We start from the raw sequence: 18099 nt of genomic DNA on the forward strand, positions 1-18099 counted from the left end.
CTCAGGCTTTCTGCCGGACAATTTGATAGCGCCGGCCCAGGTACCACACCGGCGCGCTGACGATGTGCACCAGGCGGGTGAAGGGGAACAGCACGAACAGGGTCAGGCCCAGCAGCACGTGCAGCTTGTACACCAGGCTCACCGGGGCGATTGCCGCCGCCGCATCCACCGGGCGCAGCAGCACGGTGTTCTGCGCCCAGTCGGCGAGCATGACCATCACCGAGCCGTCCATATGGCCGGTGGAGGCGACGATGGTCAGCAGGCCGAGTACCAGTTGCGCGAGCAATACCAGCAAGATGAGAATGTCCGAGGTGCTGGAAGTCGCCCGCACCCGTGGCTCGGTCAGGCGCCGGTGCAGCAGCATGATCAGGCCGATCAGGCACAGCAGGCCGAAGAAACCACCAGAGACCATCGCCAGCAGCTGCTTGTGCTCGGTGCTAAGCACATGGTGATAGACCGACGCCGGGGTCAGCAGGCCGACGAAGTGCCCGGCCAACACGAACAGCACGCCGACATGGAACAGGTTGCTCGCCACGCGCATGCCGCGCTTGTCGAGCATCTGGCTGGAGCCGGCCTTCCAGCTGTACTGCGAAAGGTCAAACCGTGCCCAACTGCCGAGCAAGCAGATCGCCAGGGCGACATAGGGATAGACCCCGAACATCAATAGGTTCCACTTAGACATTACCCACCTCCCCGGCCGGCGCAGCAGCCTGGCCTTGATGCTGAAAATCGACCCAGTGCAGCGGTACCGCGCTTTCTTCCCGGGCCTTGCCCGGCGCGCTTGGCAGTGAGCTGCAACGCTCCTGCTGCTCGGCCTTGAGAAAGTCCACCGCCTCCTCTTCCCAGATCTTGTCCAGGGCTTCGAGAGAATCATCGCGTTGCTCGGCGGCGACTTGCTCGCGCAAATCAGCCACCGCCTGGTGCGGCTCGGCGCCGGCAATCTGCAGCAACGCCCGGAAGCAACTCGCGTAGGCGCTCTCACGCTCCTCCAGGCGTGCAGCAAGCAGCGCCAGCAGGTGCGCGACATCGGCCAGGCCCTCGCGGGCCTCGAGGTCTTCGCGGGTCGAGAGGTATTCCAGGTACAGCGGGATGTAGTCCGGCAGCTCCTTGACGCCGATGGCAAAGCCCGCCGCTTGGTACTGGGCGAGCATGTCGACCATGGCCTGGCCGCGGTCGCGGGACTCGCCATGCACATGCTCGAACAACAGCAGCGACAACGAACGGCCACGGCCAAACAACGCGCCGTAATGCTCCTGGCCATCCATCAGGTCGTTGTTGCAGATCAGCTCCAGCAGCTCGAACAGCGCGCCGCGCTGGCGCGGGCTGATTTCCCGCGCCTGGATGATCGCCTGCTCCAGCTCGTCGCGGCCGGCCACCAGGGCTTCGTTCGGGTAATCGAGCAGCAGCGAAATCACTTTCAGGATGCGCATGCTCATTCCTCCCACAGCTGTACGGTTTTGAGGATGTCGCGGCGGTTGGCCTTCTTCGCCCCGAACAGGTTGGTGTCGGAGCTGCCGCTGCAGCCGCTGCCGAAGCTGAAGCCACAACCGGAACGCTCGGCGAAGGCATCGCTCATGGCCTCTTCGCGGTGGGCGCTGGGCACCACGTAGCGGTCTTCGTAGTTGGCGATGGCCAGGTAGCGGTACATCTTCTCGACCTGGTTGACGCTCAAGCCGACGTCCTCCAGCACCTTGAGGTCCTGCACGCCCTCGACCTGCTCGGCGCGCTTGTAAGCGCGCATGGCCAGCAGCCGTTTGAGGGCGCGTTTGACCGGCTTTTCGTCTCCGGCGGTGAGCAGGTTGGCCAGGTAGCGCAATGGGATACGCAGGCTGTCGACGTCCGGGATTACCCCGTTCATGCCCACGGTGCCGGCAGCTGCGGCGTTCTGGATCGGCGACAGCGGCGGCACGTACCAGACCATCGGCAAGGTGCGGTATTCCGGGTGCAGCGGCAGCGCCAGCTGCCAGTCGACGGCCATCTTGTACACCGGCGAGCGTTGCGCGGCATCGATCACCGACTGCGGTACGCCGTCCTCCAGGGCCTGGCGGATCACCGCCGGGTCGTTGGGGTCAAGGAAGATCTCCAGCTGCTTCTCGTACAGGTCGTGCTCGTTGGCGGTGCTGGCCACCTCGGCAATGCGCTCGGCGTCATACAGCAGCACGCCGAGGTAGCGGATGCGCCCGACGCAGGTTTCGGCGCACACGGTAGGCATGCCGGCTTCGATGCGCGGGTAGCAGAAGATGCATTTTTCCGACTTGCCGCTCTTCCAGTTGAAGTAGATCTTCTTGTACGGGCAGCCGCTGATGCACATGCGCCAGCCGCGGCATTTTTCCTGGTCGATGAGGACGATGCCGTCCTCTTCGCGCTTGTAGATCGCCCCGCTCGGGCAGGACGCCGCGCACGCAGGATTGAGGCAGTGCTCGCACAGGCGCGGCAGGTACATCATGAAGGTGTTTTCGTATTCACCGTAGATGTCGGCCTGGATCTGGTCGAAGTTCTTGTCCTTGCGCCGCTTGGCGAACTCGGTGCCAAGGATTTCTTCCCAGTTCGGCCCCCACTCGATCTTTTCCATGCGCTTGCCGGACACCACCGAGCGCGGCCGCGCGGTCGGCTGGTGCTCGCCCAGGGGCGCGGTGTGCAGGTGCTGGTAGTCGAAGTCGAACGGCTCGTAGTAGTCGTCCAGGCTCGGCAGATCGGGGTTGGCGAAGATGTTCGCCAGCACCCGGAACTTGCCGCCGATGCGCGGGTTGATCGAGCCGTTGGCGTTGCGCTGCCAGCCGCCCTTCCACTTGTCCTGGTTTTCCCACTCTTTCGGGTAGCCGACCCCGGGCTTGGATTCAACGTTGTTGAACCAGGCGTATTCCATGCCTTCGCGGCTGGTCCAGACGTTCTTGCAGGTGATCGAACAGGTGTGGCAGCCGATGCATTTGTCCAGGTTGAGGACCATGCCGATTTGTGAACGGATCTTCATGACAGTGCTCCTTATTCCATCTCGGTCGGCAGCGGACGGGGCAGCTCATCGCCGCGCGAGCCGTCGAGCCAGTCGACCTTGGCCATCTTGCGCACCACGACGAATTCGTCGCGGTTGCAGCCGACCGTGCCGTAATAGTTGAAGCCATAGGCCTGTTGCGCGTAGCCGCCGATCATGTGGGTCGGCTTGAGCACCACGCGGGTGACCGAGTTGTGGTGGCCGCCGCGGGTCTTGGTGGTCTCGGCGCCGGGCACGTTCACGATCCGCTCCTGGGCGTGGTACATCATCACCATGCCCTCCTTGACCCGTTGGCTGACCACCGCCCGCGCAGTCAGCGCGCCGTTGGCGTTGAAGCACTCGATCCAGTCGTTGTCCTCGATGCCGGCCTTCTTCGCATCAATCTCCGAGAGCCAGACGATCGGCCCGCCACGGCTCAGGGTGAGCATCAGCAGGTTGTCGCTGTAGGTGCTGTGGATGCCCCACTTCTGGTGCGGGGTGATCCAGTTCAGGACGATCTCGGTCTCGCCGTTGCTGCGCTTGTCTTTCACCCCGGCGATGGTGCGGGTGTTGACCGGTGGCCGGTAGCTCATCAACTGCTCGCCGAACGCCTGCATCCACGGGTGATCCTGGTAGAACTGCTGGCGGCCGGTGATGGTCCGCCACGGGATGTTCTCGTGGACGTTGGTGTAGCCGGCGTTATAGCTGACGTGATCGTCCTCGAGCCCCGACCAGGTCGGGCTGGAGATGATCTTGCGCGGCTGCGCCTGAATGTCGCGAAAGCGGATCGCTTCGTGGGCCTTGGACAGCGCCAGGTGGCTGTGGTCGATGCCGGTGAATTGCGACAGCGCCGCCCAGGCCTTGACCGCCACGTGGCCATTGGTTTCCGGGGCCAGCGAGAGAATCACCTCGGCGGCGTCGATGGCAGTGTCGATCTTCGGCCGGCCCTGGCTGATGCCCGCCTCGACTTCGCGGTAGTTCAGCTCACCGAGAAACTTCACTTCTTCATCGGTGTTCCAGTTGATGCCCTTGCCGCCATTGCCGAGTTTTTCCAGCAGCGGGCCGAGCGAGGTGAACTGCTTGTAGATATTCGGATAGTCGCGCTCGACCACCTGCAGGTTCGGTGCGTTCTTGCCCGGCTGCGGGGCGACGCCGGCGGTTTTCCAGTCGCTGCCGCCAAACGGCTGGGCCAGCTCGCCGACGCTGTCATGCATCAGCGGCACGGTGACCAGGTCCTGCTCGATACCCAGGTGCCCTTGGGCCATGGCCGAGAAGGCCTTGGCGATGCCCTTGTAGATCTCCCAGTCCGAGCGCGATTCCCAGGCCGGGTCAATGGCTGCCGACAACGGGTGGATGAACGGGTGCATGTCCGAGGTGTTCATGTCGTCCTTCTCGTACCAGGTCGCGGTCGGCAGGACGATGTCGGAATACACGCAGGTCGAGGACATGCGGAAATCCAGGGTAGTCACCAGGTCGAGCTTGCCGATGGCGCCGTCGTCGACCCATTCGGCCTCTTGCGGCTTGCAGTCGCCGACCTGGCCGATGTCTTCGTTCATCACCCCGTTGCGGGTGCCGAGCAGGTACTTGAGCATGTACTCGTGGCCCTTGCCCGAGGAGCCAAGCAGGTTGGACCGCCAGATGAACATGTTGCGCGGGAAGTTGACCGGGTTGTCCGGCTGCTCGCAGGCAAAGCGCAGGCTGCCTTCGTGCAGGCCCTTGACCACGTAGTCCTTGGGCGCCATGCCGGCTGCGGCGGCGTCGCGGCAGATGTGCAGCGGGTTGGTGTTGAGCTGCGGCGCGCTGGGCAGCCAGCCGGCGCGTTCGGCGCGGATGTTGTAGTCCAGGGCGTGTTCGGGAAACTCGCGCTTGTCGGCCAGCGGCGAGAGCACGTCGTGCATGCTCATCTTCTCATGACGCCATTGCGAGCTGTGGGCGTAGAAGAAGCTGGTGCCGTTCATCTGCCGTGGCGGCCGGCTCCAGTCCAGGCCAAAGGCCAGCGGCAGCCAGCCACACTGCGGGCGCAGTTTTTCCTGGCCGACGTAGTGGGCCCAGCCGCCACCGGTCTGGCCGACGCAACCGCAGAGCATGAGCATGTTGATCAGCCCGCGGTAGTTCATGTCCATGTGGTACCAGTGGTTCATCGCCGCGCCGACGATAATCATCGAGCGGCCACGGGTCTTGTCGGCGTTGTCGGCAAACTCGCGGGCGATCTGGATGGCTTTCTCGCGGCTGACGCCGGTGATCTGCTCCTGCCAGGCCGGGGTGCCGGGCACGCTGGCGTCGTCGTAGTCGCGGGCCACATTGGCGCCGCCCAGGCCACGGTCGATGGCAAGGTTGGCCGCCGACAGGTCGAACACCGTGGCCACCTTGACCTGGCTGCCGTCGGCCAGGGTCAGGCTGCGCACCGGCACGCGGCGGTACTGCACGGCGTCGCCGGCGACATGCTGGAAGTGCTCGTGGCTCTCGCCGGCAAAGTACGGGAAGGCCACTTCGGCGACGTCGCCACCGATCAGGCTCAGGGTCAGGTCGATCTCGCGGCCTTCGCCGCCTTCACGGGCAAGGATGTTCCACTTGCCCTGCTCGCCCCAGCGGTAGCCAATCGAACCCTGGGGCGAGACCAGCTCGCCGTCGGCGTCCAGGGCAATGGTTTTCCACTCGGGGTTGTTGTCCTGGCCAAGGTTGTTTGCCAGGTCCGAGGCGCGCAGGAAGCGGTCCGGCTGATAGCCGTTGCCCGGCGCGGTGCCGAGCATCGGCTTGAGCAGCACCAGCACCGGCAGGTCGGTGTAGCGCTTGGCGTACTCGGTAAAGTAGGCGCTGGGCCGGTCGAGGTGAAATTCCTTGAAGATCACATGGTTGAAGGCCTGGGCCAGGGCGGCGTCGGTACCCTGCTTGGGGTTGAGCCACAGGTCGGTGAGCTTGGCCACTTCCGAATAGTCGGGGGTGATGGCCACGGTCTTGGTGCCTTTGTAGCGCACCTCGGTAAAAAAATGCGCGTCGGGGGTGCGGGTCTGCGGAACGTTGGAGCCCCAGGCGATGATGTAGTTGGAGTTGTACCAGTCGGCCGATTCCGGCACGTCGGTCTGCTCGCCCCAGACCATCGGCGAGGCCGGCGGCAGGTCGCAGTACCAGTCGTAGAAGCTCAGGCAGGTGCCGCCCAGCAGCGACAGGTAGCGGGCACCGGCGGCGTAGCTGACCATCGACATCGCCGGGATCGGCGAGAAGCCCACCACCCGGTCGGGGCCGTATTGCTTGATGGTGTAGACGTTGGCGGCGGCGATGATCTCGGTGACTTCATCCCAGCTGGAACGAATGAAGCCGCCCATGCCGCGCTTGCTCTTGTAGCTGTCGGCCTTGGCCTGGTTCTCGACGATGCTGGCCCAGGCTTCGACGGGCGCCAGGTTCTGGCGCGCCTCACGCCACAATTTGAGCAGCGGCTTGCGGATCTTCGGGTACTTCAGGCGGTTGGCGCTGTAGATGTACCAGCTGTAGCTGGCACCCCGCGGGCAGCCGCGCGGCTCGTGGTTGGGCAGGTCGTTGCGGGTTCGCGGGTAGTCGGTCTGCTGGGTTTCCCAGGTGATCAGGCCGTTCTTCACGTAGATCTTCCACGAGCAGGAGCCGGTGCAGTTGACCCCGTGGGTGGAGCGCACGATCTTGTCGTACTGCCAGCGCGAACGGTAGACGTTCTCCCAGTCGCGCGACTCTTTGCGGGTTTCGCCATGACCGTCGGCGAACTCGCCCTGCTTGCGATTGAAGAACCGCAGTTGATCCAGTAAATGACTCATGGTGCTTTCCTCTCAGGCTTGCGGCTGCGGGGTTCTGCGCCCCGCCCGGGCAAGGTGTGAATTCGGGGTACTGTCAGCAGGGGGTCGCAGCGCCTTTGCGTGCGTACCACCACCAGGTCACGACGATGCAGCTCAGGTAAAAGCCGACGAACAGGTAGAAGGCCATCTGCGGGCCACCGGTCAGGGCCATGGAGGTGCCGAAGGTCTTGGGGATGAAGAACGCGCCGAAGGCACCCATCGCCGAGCTGAAGCCGAGCACTGCGGCCGATTCCTTGCCGGCGTTCTTCAGCGCCTGTTCGCGGGCGGCGGCGCCTTTGCCGCTGGCGGCCTGTTCGTGCAGGGTGCGAAAGATCACCGGGATCATGCGGAAGGTCGAACCGTTGCCGATGCCGGTGGTGATGAACAGCAGCATGAACATGCCGAGAAAGCCGTAGAAGTTGCTGCTCTCGCCCTGGGCGGGGATGAACGCCAGCACGCCGAAGACCATGACGATCATCAGCACGAAGTTCCACAGGGTCACCCGTGCGCCGCCGAGCTTGTCGGCCAGCCAGCCACCGAGCGGGCGCACCAGGGCGCCGACCAGCGGGCCGAGGAAGGCGAAGGTCAGGGCGTTAACCTGCGGGAAAGCGGTCTTGATCAGCAGCGGAAAGGCGGCGGAAAAACCGATGAACGAGCCGAAGGTTGCCAGGTACAGCCAGCACATCAGCCAGTTGTGCTTGCGCTTGAAGATCACCGCCTGCTCGCTGAACGAAGCCTTGGCGCTGGACAGGTCGTTCATGCCGAACCAGGCCAGCACCGTGACCAGGACAATGAACGGCACCCAGATGAAACCGGCGTTCTGCAGCCACAGCTGACCACCATCGGCCAGCATCTGCGGCTGGCCACCGAGGGCGCCGAACAGGCCGAAGGTGATCACCAGCGGCACACAGAACTGCATCACCGAAACGCCGAGGTTACCCAGCCCGGCGTTCAGGCCCAGGGCGGTGCCCTGCTGCGACTTGGGGTAGAAAAAGCTGATATTGGACATGCTCGAGGCGAAGTTGCCGCCGCCAAAGCCGCACAGCAGCGCGATGATCACGAACACGCTGTAGGGGGTGTTCGGGTCTTGCACGGCAAAGCCCATCCACAGCGACGGTGCCAGCAGCGAGGCGGTGCTCAGGGCGGTCCAGCGCCGGCCGCCGAAGATCGGCACCATGAACGAGTAGAACACCCGCAAGGTCGCCCCCGAGAGCCCGGGCAAGGCGGCCAGCCAGAACAACTGGTCAGTGCTGAAGCTGAAGCCGATGGCATTCAGGCGCACGATCACCGTGCTCCACACCATCCACACGGCAAAGGCCAGCAGCAGTGCGGGGATCGAGATCCACAGGTTGCGGGTGGCGGTCTGCTTGCCGCTTCGCCCCCAGAACGCGGGGTCTTCCGGGCGCCAGTCGTGAATCACCGGGCCTTGGTCAGGCTGTTTAAGAACCGACATGGTCTTCTCCTTGGGCAATGCTGGAAAACGGGGGCGTTACGGCTGCAGGCTGTCTGCCCAGCAGCGGGCGCTTGCGGATTTCGCTGAAGTACATCCAGGTGAGCGAGACCCAGACCACGCCGTACATCAACATGAAGCAGGAGGAGCGCACGCCGGTGAGGTCCACCAGCGCGCCGAACAGGATCGGCAGAATGAAGCCGCCCAGGCCGCCGGCCAGGCCGACGATGCCGGACACCGCGCCCATGTTCTGCGGGTAGTCGTTGGCGATGTACTTGAACACCGAGGCCTTGCCGAAGGCGAAGGCGATGCCCATGACGAACAGCAGCACGGTGAACAGCGCAGGGTTCAGGCCGATGTGAAAGTCCAGCGGGCCGTTGATGGTCTGCACCTGCAGCTGGGTTTGCGGGTACGAGAGCAGGAACAGGCAGATCCAGCTGACCCACAGCACCCACCAGGTCACGCTCTGCGCGCCCCAGCGGTCCGACATCCAGCCGCCGACGGCGCGCAGCACGCCACCCGGCAGTGAGAAGCAGGCGGCCAGCAGCGCCGCGCTTTGCAGGCTGAAGCCATATTCCTGGACGTAGTACTTGGTCATCCACAGCGCCAGGGCCACGTAGCCGCCGAAGACGATCGAGTAGTACTGGCAGTAGCGCCACACCGCAGGCTCGGCCAGGGCCTTGAGCTGCTCGCCAAGGCTCGCGCCGCTGGCGCTGCGATGGGCCTTGTTGTCGGCACTGAGCAACCAGAACAGCAGCGCGGTAATGAACAGGATGGCGCTGAACACCTTCGGCACCAGCTGCCAGCTGCCGGCGGCAATCAGTGCCGGGGCGAGGAACTTGGTGACCGCGGCGCCTGCGTTGCCGGCACCGAAAATGCCCATGGCCAGGCCCTGGTTGTCTTGCTCGAACCACTTGGCAACATAGGCGATGCCCACCGAGAACGAGCCACCGGCCAGGCCGACGAACAAACCCAGGACCAGGAACTGCCAATAGGCCGTGGCGTGGCTGATCAGGTACAGCGGCAGCACGCAGGCGAGCATCAACAGGAAGAACACGCTGCGCCCGCCAAAGCGGTCGGTGAGCATGCCCAGCGGCAGGCGCACCAGCGAGCCGGTCAGTACCGGGGTGGCGGCCAGCAGGCCGAACTGGGTTTCGTTGAGCTGGAGCAGGTCCTTGATCGGCACGCCGAGCACAGCAAACATCATCCAGACCATGAAGCAGACGGTGAAGGCCAGCGTACTCATGCCCAATACCAGGCCTTGGCGTATTCGCGGTTGAGTCATCTCGGGTCTCCAGTCAGGTAGCCATGGCCGGCAGACTAGAGAGGCAAACCCCGATAAAACTTGACCCCGATCAAAGAAGCCCTGGCGCCCCTGGGCCTATGCTTGTACTGCCTACCTCCAACGAGGTAGCGCCGAAAAACCTCTAAACCCTTTGTTTATCAGGGCCTTGTCAAGTTTCTCAGCGCCATCGCAAGAAATCTGACAGTTGCAAACTCTTTAGAGGTAGAGCGCCAGGGAAGGCTGCGAAACGATCAGCTGCAACCCCCTGGAGTGCTCCATGTACCGCTTTCCACTCATCGCCCCCGGCCGCCGTCCATGATCGGCTGGCTGCGCAGCTCGTTGCCCGCGCGCGCCGGCCTGGCGGTGATTCTGATTGCCGTGCTGGCCCTGGCCAGCTCGCTCAGCGCCGGCCTGATCGCCTGGTTCAGCCAGGGCGATGCGGCGGCGATCAATACCGCAGGCTCGGTGCGCATGGAGACCTACCACCTGAGCTGGAAGCTCGCCGCCGGTGCCGAGCCTGCCGAGCTTGAGCGCATCCGCGACAGCCTGCAGCAACGGCTCAACAGCCCGGCCCTGCAAGCGGTGCTCGAAGACGGCAAGAACCTTGAACTGCAGGCCAGCTACCAGCGCTTGCAGGACTACTGGCAGCACACCCTGTTGCCAGCCTTGCAGCGCGGCGACGCCGCCACGTTTCAGGCCAGCACCCTGCCCTTCGTCAACCAGCTCAACCAGTTCGTCAGCCTGCTGCAGCGCCAGAGCGAGCATAAGCAGGGCTGGCAGCAAGTGATCCAGGGCGCGGCGCTGTTCACCACCATGATCGTCCTGCTGTTCGGCCTGTATGAACTGCAATACAACGTCATCACGCCGCTCAAGGAATTGGTCGACGCCACCCAGCGCTTTCGCCGTGGCGAGTTCCAGGCGCGGGTCAATCATCAGTCGGCAGACGAACTTGGCGAATTGGCCACCCGCTTCAACGCCATGGCCGAAACCATCGAACACTCCCACCGCACCCTGCAAAGCCAGGTGCAGCAAAAAACCCTCAACCTGCAGCAGGCCAATGCCGCCCTTGAGCTGCTGTACCAGAGCAGCCGCAGCCTGGCCACGCGGCGGGCCAACGCCGAGGGCCTGGATGAGCTGATCCGGCGCTTTCAACAGCGCTTGCCGGGCCTGCGCCTGTCGCTGTGCCTGCAAGGCCAGTTGCAGGCCCCGGCCCAGCAACTGCTGGCCCTGCATGGCGCCGCCAGCCGCAAGATCTGCGCCAGCAGCGACTGCGCCAGTTGCCAGCGCCACCAGCGCACCCTGCGCCATACCTTCAGCATCAGCAACCAGGGCAGCACCCTCGGTGAGCTGAAGGCGCACTTTATCGACGGCCACGAGCCACAAGCCTGGGAAACCGAGCTGATCCAGGCCCTGGCCAACCTGATCGGCACCTCGCTGTCGCTCAAGCGCCAGCGCGAACAGGACCATCGCCTGGTGCTGCTCGAAGAACGCGCGATCATCGCCCGCGAGCTGCACGATTCGCTGGCCCAGGCGCTGTCGTACATGAAGCTGCAGGTCAGCCGCATGCAAACCCTGATGCGCCGTGGCGAGCCGGTGGCAACCCTTGAGAACGTCACCGCCGAGCTGCGCGAAGGCCTGAACAACGCCTACCGGCAGTTGCGCGAACTGCTCACCACCTTTCGCCTGCAGATCCATGACGCAGGCCTGGTGCAGGAGCTCAAGGACACCGCCGAAGAGTTTTCCCGCCGGGGCGAGTTCCAGGTGCACCTGCACGTCGACAGCCTGGCCTTCGAGCTGTCGGCCAGCGAACAGATCCACATTCTGCAGATCACCCGCGAGGCGCTGTCCAACTGCCTGCGCCATGCCCATGCGCAGAACGCCTGGCTGCAATTGCGCCAGCACGGCGAGCAGGTCTGCCTGTCGATCGAGGACGATGGCCGTGGTTTCAGCGCCACCCACGACCTGCGTGAACACCACGGCCTGAACATCATGGACGAGCGGGCGCGCAGCCTGCGCGGCCAGTTGCAAATTGTTGGCCGGGCGCCGCAAGGCACCCGGGTACAGATGGAATTTCGCCCGGAATTTCTCGGGCACTTGAACGAAGGTAACCCTGCATGAGCCCCTCCCCGCGCTACCGGATACTGCTGGTCGACGACCACCCGATGATGCGCCATGGCATTCGCCAGATGCTTGAACTGGAAGACGACTTCGAGATCGTCGGCGAGGCCAGCCACGGCGAACAAGCCCTGGCCCTGATCGCGCCGCTGCAACCTGACCTGCTGCTGCTGGACAACAACATGCCGCAGATGAACGGCATCGAAACCCTGCGCCATCTGCGCAGCCAGGGCTTTGCCGGCAAGGTGCTGCTGTTTACCGTGTCCGATGCCGAAGACGATATCCGCGATGCCCTGCGCCTGGACGCCGACGGCTACCTGCTCAAGGACATGGAGCCGGAGCTGTTGATCCAGTACATCCGCGATGCCATGAACGGCGCCCTGGTGATCAGCCCGGGGCTGACCCGGGTCATGGCCCAGGCCCTGCGCTCACCGCCGCGCCAGGCCGACGTCGAGCTCACCGAACGCGAACGCCAGGTGCTGAAAACCATCGCCAGCGGCTACAGCAACAAGGTCATCGGCCACAAGCTGGGGATCACCGAAGGCACGGTCAAGGTGCATGTGAAGAACCTGCTGCACAAGCTCGGCCTGCGCTCGCGGGTGGAGGCGGCGGTGTGGGCCCTTGAGCACCTGCGCCACAGTGCCTGAGCCGGCGACTGCCCCTTTGGAGGTAGACCGGCAGAGGCATAGGCCGCCGGCGCCACGGGTTCTACCATAGGCGCCAGCGGAGGTACGCCATGCTGACACACCCTTCTAGCGTTCTGCTTTTACGTCGCCATCACCTGTTCAGCCAACTGCCGGAGAAAGTCTTCGAAGCCGTCTGCAGCCTGGCCATGCTCCGGCGCCTGGGCTGTCATGACACGCTCATGCACCAGGGCGACCCGGCCAAGCGCTTCTTCTTGCTGGTCAGCGGCCAGATCAAGCTGTACCGGCTCAGCGCCGAGGGCCAGGAACACCTGGTGGAGATCATCCAGCCGGGCCAGACCTTTGCCGAGGCGCTGCTGTTCAGCCAGGCGCGCAGCTACCCGGTGACGGCCACGGCGCTCAAGGATTGCCTGCTGATCAGCATCGACGGCGGCCACTACCGCAATGCCCTGGAAGACCAGCCGCAGGTGTGCCTGGCGATCCTGGCGAGCATGAGCATCCACCTGCACCAGCGCCTCAAGGACATCGACACGCTGACCTCGGCCAGCGCCAGCCGGCGGGTGATCAACTTTTTGCTGCAGGAGTGCGACCCGGACAGCGGCCGGCTCGAGTTGCAGGTGTCCAAGCGCCTGGTGGCCTCCAAGCTGGGGATCCAGCCGGAGACCTTTTCGCGCACCCTGCACCGCCTGGTGGAACGCGGCCTGATCGCCATGGAGCGGCGCAGCATCCAGATCCTCAAAGCCGACGAGCTGGCCGGCTACACGGGCTAGCCCGCGCGCCGGCGCTGCCCTCAGCTTGCCGCCAGGCCCTTGCCGGCGCGTTCCAGGTTGCGCCACAACCACACCGGCAGCACCTCGGGGTCGAGGCTGTCGATCAGGTTTTTCAGGGTCAGGCCCAGCTCGGTGTCGCCCTCGATCACCAGGCGGCGGCGAAAGAACAGGGTGTCCGGGTCTTCCTGACGGCTGGCCAGCAACAGGAACTCGCGCCAATTGCCGCGAATGGTCACATCGGCCCTGGCCCGCTCGGCGATCTGCAGGCCCTCGCGGTTGCGCGTCAGGTACCAGGTCAGGTCGAGGTCAGGGATGCGCAGGCACAGCCAGCGCCCGCGCAACAGGTCGAACTCACCGTCGCGCAAGGGCTCGGCCAGGCAGCGGTTGAGCGCCTGCTGCAAGGCCACGCGCTGGATCACAAAGGGCACCTTGCGCACCAACGGCAGGACCTTGTCGGCGCCTTTGAGCAGCCATTGCGTACGGTTCAGCACAGGCCCACCTCCTCGACCCGCAACATGCCCGCCTGGCCATGCCAGTAGCCGTTGCAGCCGTCGACACAGAGCGGCGGCGCCTCGCCCTGGCGCACCCGGGCAAAGGCCTCGATCACCTCGGCCATGCCCTGGGCGCGCGGGCTCAGGCGCAGCAGGTCGGCGCCGCAGGCTTGCAACCCGGCATAGTCGGCCAGCAGGTTGGTGACTTCGGCGGACATGGTCTGGATGCCGTTGAGGGTGAACAGCGCCTGGCCTTCCTGGCTGCTCAGGGCCAGGCCATCGGGGTAGTTGATGCAACAGAACTGGCAGTCATCCTTGGGCCGGTTTTCCGCCCGCGCGGTAAAGCAGCGCGCCGAATAGGCCAGCGGCAGGTGGCCATAAGCGAAGACCTCGACCTCGGGCAGTTCACGGCCCAGTTCAACGGTCTGGTCGAGCACCGCGCGAATCAGCGCCGCCGAGCACTCCACCGGCGGCACCCAGCGGATCATCCCGCAATCGAGCAGCTTGGCCAGGGCGTGGCCGTTGTAAAGGTTGAGCGCCGGCCCGGCCACGAACGGCAGCTTGCGCTCGGCCAGGTACTGCACCGCGCCCATGTCGTTGGCCTCCACCAGCAACTCGCCGTTATCGCACAGGCGGCGCAGGCTGGAGAGCTCGGACGCAGCTTCGATCAGGGTCAGGCTCGACAGCACGATCTGCGCCGGGCTGCAGGCCTGTAGCTCGCGGCCCAGGCCCAGCCAGTGGTCGAGGTTCATCGCCCGGCGTTTCGAGCAGACGGTTTCCCCCAGGTAAATCACATCCAGGGGCAAAGCCGACATTTCGCTGTAGAAACGCCCCAATTGTTCCTTGTTCCAGTAGTACAACACGGGTCCCAGGCTGAGCTTCATGTGCAGTCCCTTATTGCCATGATCGATGGTAAGCACCCAGGGTGGTCTGGCTGCCTTCGGACAAACCGGCCAGCACCTGGCGCCACTGCGCCTTGACCGTGAAGCGTTGCGGCGCCAGGCGGTGGGCGTCGAGCGCGGCGCGCCAGACCTGGGTGACCTGCTCGACATACGCCGGGCTGCGCTGACGGCCTTCGATCTTGACCGCCTCGACGCCCATGGCGGCGAGCTCTGGCAGCAGGTCGAGGGTGTCGAGGCTGGTGGGCTCTTCCAGGGCGTGGAAGCGCTTGCCGCCGACCAGGAAGCGGCCCTTGCACAAGGTCGGGTAGCCGGCGGGTTCGTCAGCTTGATAGCGGTCGATCAGCACCTCGCTCAGGCGCGCGCTGAGGCCATCGGCATCTTCGCTCCAGCGCACCGCCTTGGCCGGCGAACACACGCCGCACAGGTTCGGCGACTCGCCGGTGATGTACGAGGACAGGTGGCAGCGCCCTTCGGCCATGATGCACAGGCTGCCGAAGGCGAACACCTCGATCGGTACCGTGGTGCTGGCAGCGACCTGACGCACCTGGGCCAGCGACAGCACCCGCGGCAGTACGGCGCGGCGGATGTTGTAGTGCCGGGCGTAGAATGCCAGGGCACTGGCGTTGGTGGCCGAGCCCTGGACCGAGAGGTGCAGGTTCAGTTGCGGGTGGCGCTCGGCGGCGTAGCCGAGCACCCCCGGGTCGGCGGCGATCAGGGCATCGACACCATGGTCGGCGGCGCGGTCCACCGCCCGCTGCCAGCGCTCCCAACCCAGCGGTTGCGGGTAGGTGTTGACTGCGACATAGAGCTTGCGATTGTGCTGGCGGATATGGCCGACGGCGGCGTCGAACTGCTTGTCGTCCATGTTCAGGCCGGCGAAATGGCGGGCGTTGGTGTCATCGCGAAAGCCGACATACACCGCATCGGCGCCTTGGCGCACCGCGGCTTTGAGCGCAGGCAGGTTGCCTGCCGGGCAGACCAGTTGCATGGGTTTTCCTCATCAAAGAAACCTATCTCCACTGGCCTGCGCGGTTGACACAGGCCCGGAGCACTGGAAAAAGCGCTGCCAGTCTAGCCAGCGCCTCCAGCAGAACCTTGACGGCAATCAAGGCCACTCACTGCATCAGCTCGGCAAATGACAAAAACTGTACGCTGTCGTGTTTGTGCACCTGTTGCTCGCACTCCACCAGCGCCAGGCCGTCGGCCCAGCAGGCGGCGCTGAGCATCGCCGAACTTTGCTGCGGGTGCAGTTGCACGCTGGACTGGCCGTTGGCCTCGGGCAGCAAGCGCGCCCGCAGGTACTGGCGGCGCTTGTTGCGTTGCAGCCAGTCAAAACCCGCCGGCAGCGCCACGGGCCGTGGCAGCACATCGCGCACGCCCTGGGCGCGCAGCAGCCATGGCCTTACCACCACCAGTGCAGTGATCAGTGCCGCAGCGGGGTTGCCCGGCATGCCGATCCACGGCCGCCCCGCCACCTCGCCAAAGGCCAGGGGCTTGCCCGGCTGGATCGCCAGGCGCCAGAAATCAACACGGCCCAGCGCCTGGATGGCTTGTTTGAGGTGATCTTCCTCGCCCACCGACACACCGCCAGAGGTCAGTAACAGGTCGCACTCAGCCGCGGCCAGGTTAAGCGCGTGCTTGCTGGCCGCCAGCTCATCGGCCATCACCCCGTAGTCATGCACCTCGACGCCCCAGCCTTGCAACAGGGCCGTCAGGCAATAGCGGTTGCTGTTGTAGATCTGCCCCGGGGCCAGCGGCTGGCCGGGTTCACGCAGCTCGTCGCCGCTGCTCAGCAAAGCGACGCGCAAGGGCCGATGGACCTCGACCCAGGCCAGCCCCGAGGCGGCCAGCAGGCCCAGCTCCTGGGCGCGCAGGCGCTTGCCGGCCTGCAGCAGCAGATGACCTTCGCGCACCTCTTCGCCGGCCTTGCGCACATGCGCGCCAAGGCTTGCGGCCGGCAGCCAGACCTGCTCGCCGTCAACCCGGCACAGCTCTTGCGGGGCCACCGTGTCGGCGCCTGGCGGCAAGGGTGCGCCGGTAAAGATGCGCACCGCCTGGCCTGGCTGCAATGCAGTACTGGCCTGCTGGCCGGCAGCGATGCGCCCGGCCAGGGTCAGGCAACCGCCCGCCGCAGGCAGGTCGGCGGCCCTGAAGGCAAAACCGTCCATGGCGCTGTTATCCCAGCCCGGCAGGCTGCGCGGGGCGTGGATATCGGCCGCCAGCACCCGGCCCAGGGCCTGCTCCAGCAAAACCATCTGCGCCGCCGGTGGTGGCGGCGCCTGTTCGAGCAAATGGCGGATCGCCTGGTCGACCGGGATCAGCTTGCCGCTGTCGCACACGCGCCCGCTCATGGCCGCGTCCCACAGGCGTCGATGGCCTGCTCGGGTTGAGCCTTGAGATGCGGGGCGAAATTGCACGGGCCGGTGCGGCTGTCGAGCTGGCTGTCGAGGATCTGCGTCCAGGCCGTGCGACAGGCGCCGGGCGAGCCCGGCACACAGCACACCAGCACGCCATTGCTCATGCCGGCCAGCGCGCGCGACTGCAGGCTGGACATGCCGATTTCGGCCAGCGACACCTGGCGGAACAACTCGCCAAAGCCCTCGACGTGTTTGTCCAGCAACGGCAGCACCGCCTGCGGGGTGTTGTCGCGGGCGGTAAAGCCGGTGCCGCCGGTAGTCAGTACCACCTGCACCTTGGGGTCGGCGATCCAGCGCGAGAGCGTGGCGCGGATCTGGTAGATATCGTCCTTGACCAGGTCGCGCTCAAGCAGCACATGCCCGGCCGCCTGCAGCAGGTCGACAAGGGTCTGCCCCGAGCTGTCGGTATCAAAGTTGCGCGTGTCGCTGATGGTCAGCACAGCGATGTTCAGGGGTTCAAACGTGCGTTGCGCCAGATGGGCCATGGCCTGGGCTCCGGTGAGATAGGGATGGGCCCAAGCCTGAACCTAAAGCCTGGGCGAACCTATTCCTCCTTGGAGGTATCTCTTCGGACTCAGGGCGCCAGGCGCTGGCGCGTCCATTGCCCGCCCTGATAGCGGTAGTCGAGGCGGTCGTGCAAACGGTCGGCACGGCCTTGCCAGAACTCCATGCGTTCAGGCTTCAGGCAGTAGCCGCCCCAGTGCTCGGGGCGGCGCAGGGGTTGTTCGACGAAGCGGCGGATGGTCTGCGCGAGCATCGCCTGCAACTCGTCGCGGTCGGCCAGCGGCCGGCTTTGCGGCGACGCCCAGGCGCCCAGGCGGCTGGCTTCGGGGCGTGAATCGAAGTAAGCATCGGACAGCTGCGGATCAAGCCGCGCCACCGGCCCTTCAATGCGAACCTGGCGCTCCAGCCCCGGCCAGAAGAAAGTCATCGCCGCATAGGGATTGGCCGCCAGCTCCTGGCCCTTGGCACTCTGGTAGTTGCCGAAGAAGGTAAAGCCCTGTTCGTCAACGCCCTTGAGCAGCAATACCCGGCAATGCGGGCGGCCAGTGGCGTCCACCGTGGCCAGGTGCATACTGTTGGCCTCCACCGGCTCGCGCTCGGTTTCGCGGGCCTGTTGCAGCCACTGGGCAAAGAGGCTCAGAGGCTCCAGCGGCGCTTCGGCTTCCTGCAGGCCACCGAGGGTGTAGTTGCGACGCATCTGGGCAAGGGACAACGGCATGGCGATGATCTCCTGGTTAGGTGTGCGCAGTCTGT

At 65.2% G+C, this 18099-nt stretch carries 15 protein-coding genes; 3 read left to right on the forward strand and 12 right to left on the reverse strand.

Translation table 11 applies throughout. The features are described 5' to 3' along the window. Position 1: 1 nt before the first annotated feature. From narI to LOY37_RS15350, 6 genes are all read right to left on the reverse strand, one after another. On the reverse strand, positions 2-682 hold the full coding sequence (gene narI, locus LOY37_RS15325; protein WP_195884341.1) for a respiratory nitrate reductase subunit gamma: 681 nt from the start codon (positions 680-682) through the stop codon (positions 2-4). Next, positions 675-1430, reverse strand: a complete 756-nt coding sequence (narJ, locus tag LOY37_RS15330; RefSeq protein WP_045198015.1) for a nitrate reductase molybdenum cofactor assembly chaperone — start codon at positions 1428-1430, stop codon at positions 675-677. The genes narI and narJ overlap by 8 nt, the downstream gene beginning before the upstream one ends. Positions 1431-1432: 2 nt before the next feature. After that, positions 1433-2971, reverse strand: a complete 1539-nt coding sequence (gene narH / locus LOY37_RS15335; RefSeq protein ID WP_258715159.1) for a nitrate reductase subunit beta — start codon at positions 2969-2971, stop codon at positions 1433-1435. Between the two features lie 11 nt (positions 2972-2982). Then, entirely contained in the window at positions 2983-6750 is a 3768-nt protein-coding gene (locus LOY37_RS15340) for a nitrate reductase subunit alpha (protein ID WP_258715160.1), read from the reverse strand. Between the two features lie 73 nt (positions 6751-6823). Then, positions 6824-8221, reverse strand: a complete 1398-nt coding sequence (locus tag LOY37_RS15345) for a NarK family nitrate/nitrite MFS transporter (RefSeq protein ID WP_258715161.1) — start codon at positions 8219-8221, stop codon at positions 6824-6826. Continuing rightward, on the reverse strand, positions 8208-9503 hold the full coding sequence (locus LOY37_RS15350; RefSeq protein WP_045198009.1) for a nitrate/nitrite transporter: 1296 nt from the start codon (positions 9501-9503) through the stop codon (positions 8208-8210). The genes LOY37_RS15345 and LOY37_RS15350 overlap by 14 nt, the downstream gene beginning before the upstream one ends. Positions 9504-9818: 315 nt before the next feature. Here LOY37_RS15350 and LOY37_RS15355 point away from each other — a divergent pair, with 315 nt between their 5' ends. From LOY37_RS15355 to LOY37_RS15365, 3 genes are all read left to right on the forward strand, one after another. Beyond that, positions 9819-11621: a HAMP domain-containing protein gene (locus LOY37_RS15355; protein ID WP_258715162.1), complete on the forward strand. Its 1803-nt coding sequence runs from the start codon at positions 9819-9821 to the stop codon at positions 11619-11621. Next, positions 11618-12265 carry a two-component system response regulator NarL gene (gene narL / locus LOY37_RS15360; protein WP_258715163.1) on the forward strand — a complete coding sequence of 216 codons (648 nt, stop codon included), beginning with the start codon at positions 11618-11620 and terminating at the stop codon, positions 12263-12265. Before LOY37_RS15355 ends, narL begins: the two co-directional genes overlap by 4 nt. Positions 12266-12354: 89 nt before the next feature. Further along, the gene (locus LOY37_RS15365) at positions 12355-13032 is read left to right on the forward strand and encodes a Crp/Fnr family transcriptional regulator (protein WP_258715164.1); all 678 of its coding nucleotides are present in this window, start codon (positions 12355-12357) and stop codon (positions 13030-13032) included. Positions 13033-13052: 20 nt separating this feature from the next. Here LOY37_RS15365 and LOY37_RS15370 read toward each other — a convergent pair whose 3' ends face one another. The 6 genes from LOY37_RS15370 to pdxH all read right to left on the reverse strand — a co-directional run bounded on the left by LOY37_RS15370 (position 13053) and on the right by pdxH (position 18064). After that, complete coding sequence (locus LOY37_RS15370) at positions 13053-13523, reverse strand: SCP2 domain-containing protein (protein WP_093381867.1); 471 nt, start codon at positions 13521-13523, stop codon at positions 13053-13055. Beyond that, entirely contained in the window at positions 13517-14407 is an 891-nt protein-coding gene (locus tag LOY37_RS15375; RefSeq protein WP_258715165.1) for a U32 family peptidase, read from the reverse strand. Before LOY37_RS15375 ends, LOY37_RS15370 begins: the two co-directional genes overlap by 7 nt. Before the next feature lie 10 nt (positions 14408-14417). Continuing rightward, entirely contained in the window at positions 14418-15413 is a 996-nt protein-coding gene (locus LOY37_RS15380) for a peptidase U32 family protein (RefSeq protein WP_258715166.1), read from the reverse strand. 127 nt (positions 15414-15540) lie between these two features. Then, a complete protein-coding gene (gene glp / locus LOY37_RS15385; protein WP_258715167.1) occupies positions 15541-16776 on the reverse strand; it encodes a gephyrin-like molybdotransferase Glp in 1236 nt (411 codons plus the stop codon). Then, positions 16773-17327 carry a molybdenum cofactor biosynthesis protein B gene (gene moaB / locus LOY37_RS15390; protein WP_258715168.1) on the reverse strand — a complete coding sequence of 185 codons (555 nt, stop codon included), beginning with the start codon at positions 17325-17327 and terminating at the stop codon, positions 16773-16775. The genes glp and moaB overlap by 4 nt, the downstream gene beginning before the upstream one ends. Positions 17328-17416: 89 nt before the next feature. After that, a complete protein-coding gene (gene pdxH, locus LOY37_RS15395) occupies positions 17417-18064 on the reverse strand; it encodes a pyridoxamine 5'-phosphate oxidase (protein ID WP_258715169.1) in 648 nt (215 codons plus the stop codon). Positions 18065-18099: the final 35 nt, after the last annotated feature.

It is taken from the genome of Pseudomonas sp. B21-012, assembly GCF_024749305.1.
In the GTDB taxonomy this organism is placed as follows: domain Bacteria; phylum Pseudomonadota; class Gammaproteobacteria; order Pseudomonadales; family Pseudomonadaceae; genus Aquipseudomonas.

What these genes read in the sequence shown, in the direction of transcription:
- narI (WP_195884341.1), bottom strand. Translation starts at nt 682, where the DNA reads ATGTCTAAGTGGAACCTATTGATGTTCGGGGTCTATCCCTATGTCGCC.
- narJ (WP_045198015.1), bottom strand. Translation starts at nt 1,430, where the DNA reads ATGCGCATCCTGAAAGTGATTTCGCTGCTGCTCGATTACCCGAACGAA.
- narH (WP_258715159.1), bottom strand. Translation starts at nt 2,971, where the DNA reads ATGAAGATCCGTTCACAAATCGGCATGGTCCTCAACCTGGACAAATGC.
- LOY37_RS15340 (WP_258715160.1), bottom strand. Translation starts at nt 6,750, where the DNA reads ATGAGTCATTTACTGGATCAACTGCGGTTCTTCAATCGCAAGCAGGGC.
- LOY37_RS15345 (WP_258715161.1), bottom strand. Translation starts at nt 8,221, where the DNA reads ATGTCGGTTCTTAAACAGCCTGACCAAGGCCCGGTGATTCACGACTGG.
- LOY37_RS15350 (WP_045198009.1), bottom strand. Translation starts at nt 9,503, where the DNA reads ATGACTCAACCGCGAATACGCCAAGGCCTGGTATTGGGCATGAGTACG.
- LOY37_RS15355 (WP_258715162.1), top strand. Translation starts at nt 9,819, where the DNA reads ATGATCGGCTGGCTGCGCAGCTCGTTGCCCGCGCGCGCCGGCCTGGCG.
- narL (WP_258715163.1), top strand. Translation starts at nt 11,618, where the DNA reads ATGAGCCCCTCCCCGCGCTACCGGATACTGCTGGTCGACGACCACCCG.
- LOY37_RS15365 (WP_258715164.1), top strand. Translation starts at nt 12,355, where the DNA reads ATGCTGACACACCCTTCTAGCGTTCTGCTTTTACGTCGCCATCACCTG.
- LOY37_RS15375 (WP_258715165.1), bottom strand. Translation starts at nt 14,407, where the DNA reads ATGAAGCTCAGCCTGGGACCCGTGTTGTACTACTGGAACAAGGAACAA.
- LOY37_RS15380 (WP_258715166.1), bottom strand. Translation starts at nt 15,413, where the DNA reads ATGCAACTGGTCTGCCCGGCAGGCAACCTGCCTGCGCTCAAAGCCGCG.
- glp (WP_258715167.1), bottom strand. Translation starts at nt 16,776, where the DNA reads ATGAGCGGGCGCGTGTGCGACAGCGGCAAGCTGATCCCGGTCGACCAG.
- moaB (WP_258715168.1), bottom strand. Translation starts at nt 17,327, where the DNA reads ATGGCCCATCTGGCGCAACGCACGTTTGAACCCCTGAACATCGCTGTG.
- pdxH (WP_258715169.1), bottom strand. Translation starts at nt 18,064, where the DNA reads ATGCCGTTGTCCCTTGCCCAGATGCGTCGCAACTACACCCTCGGTGGC.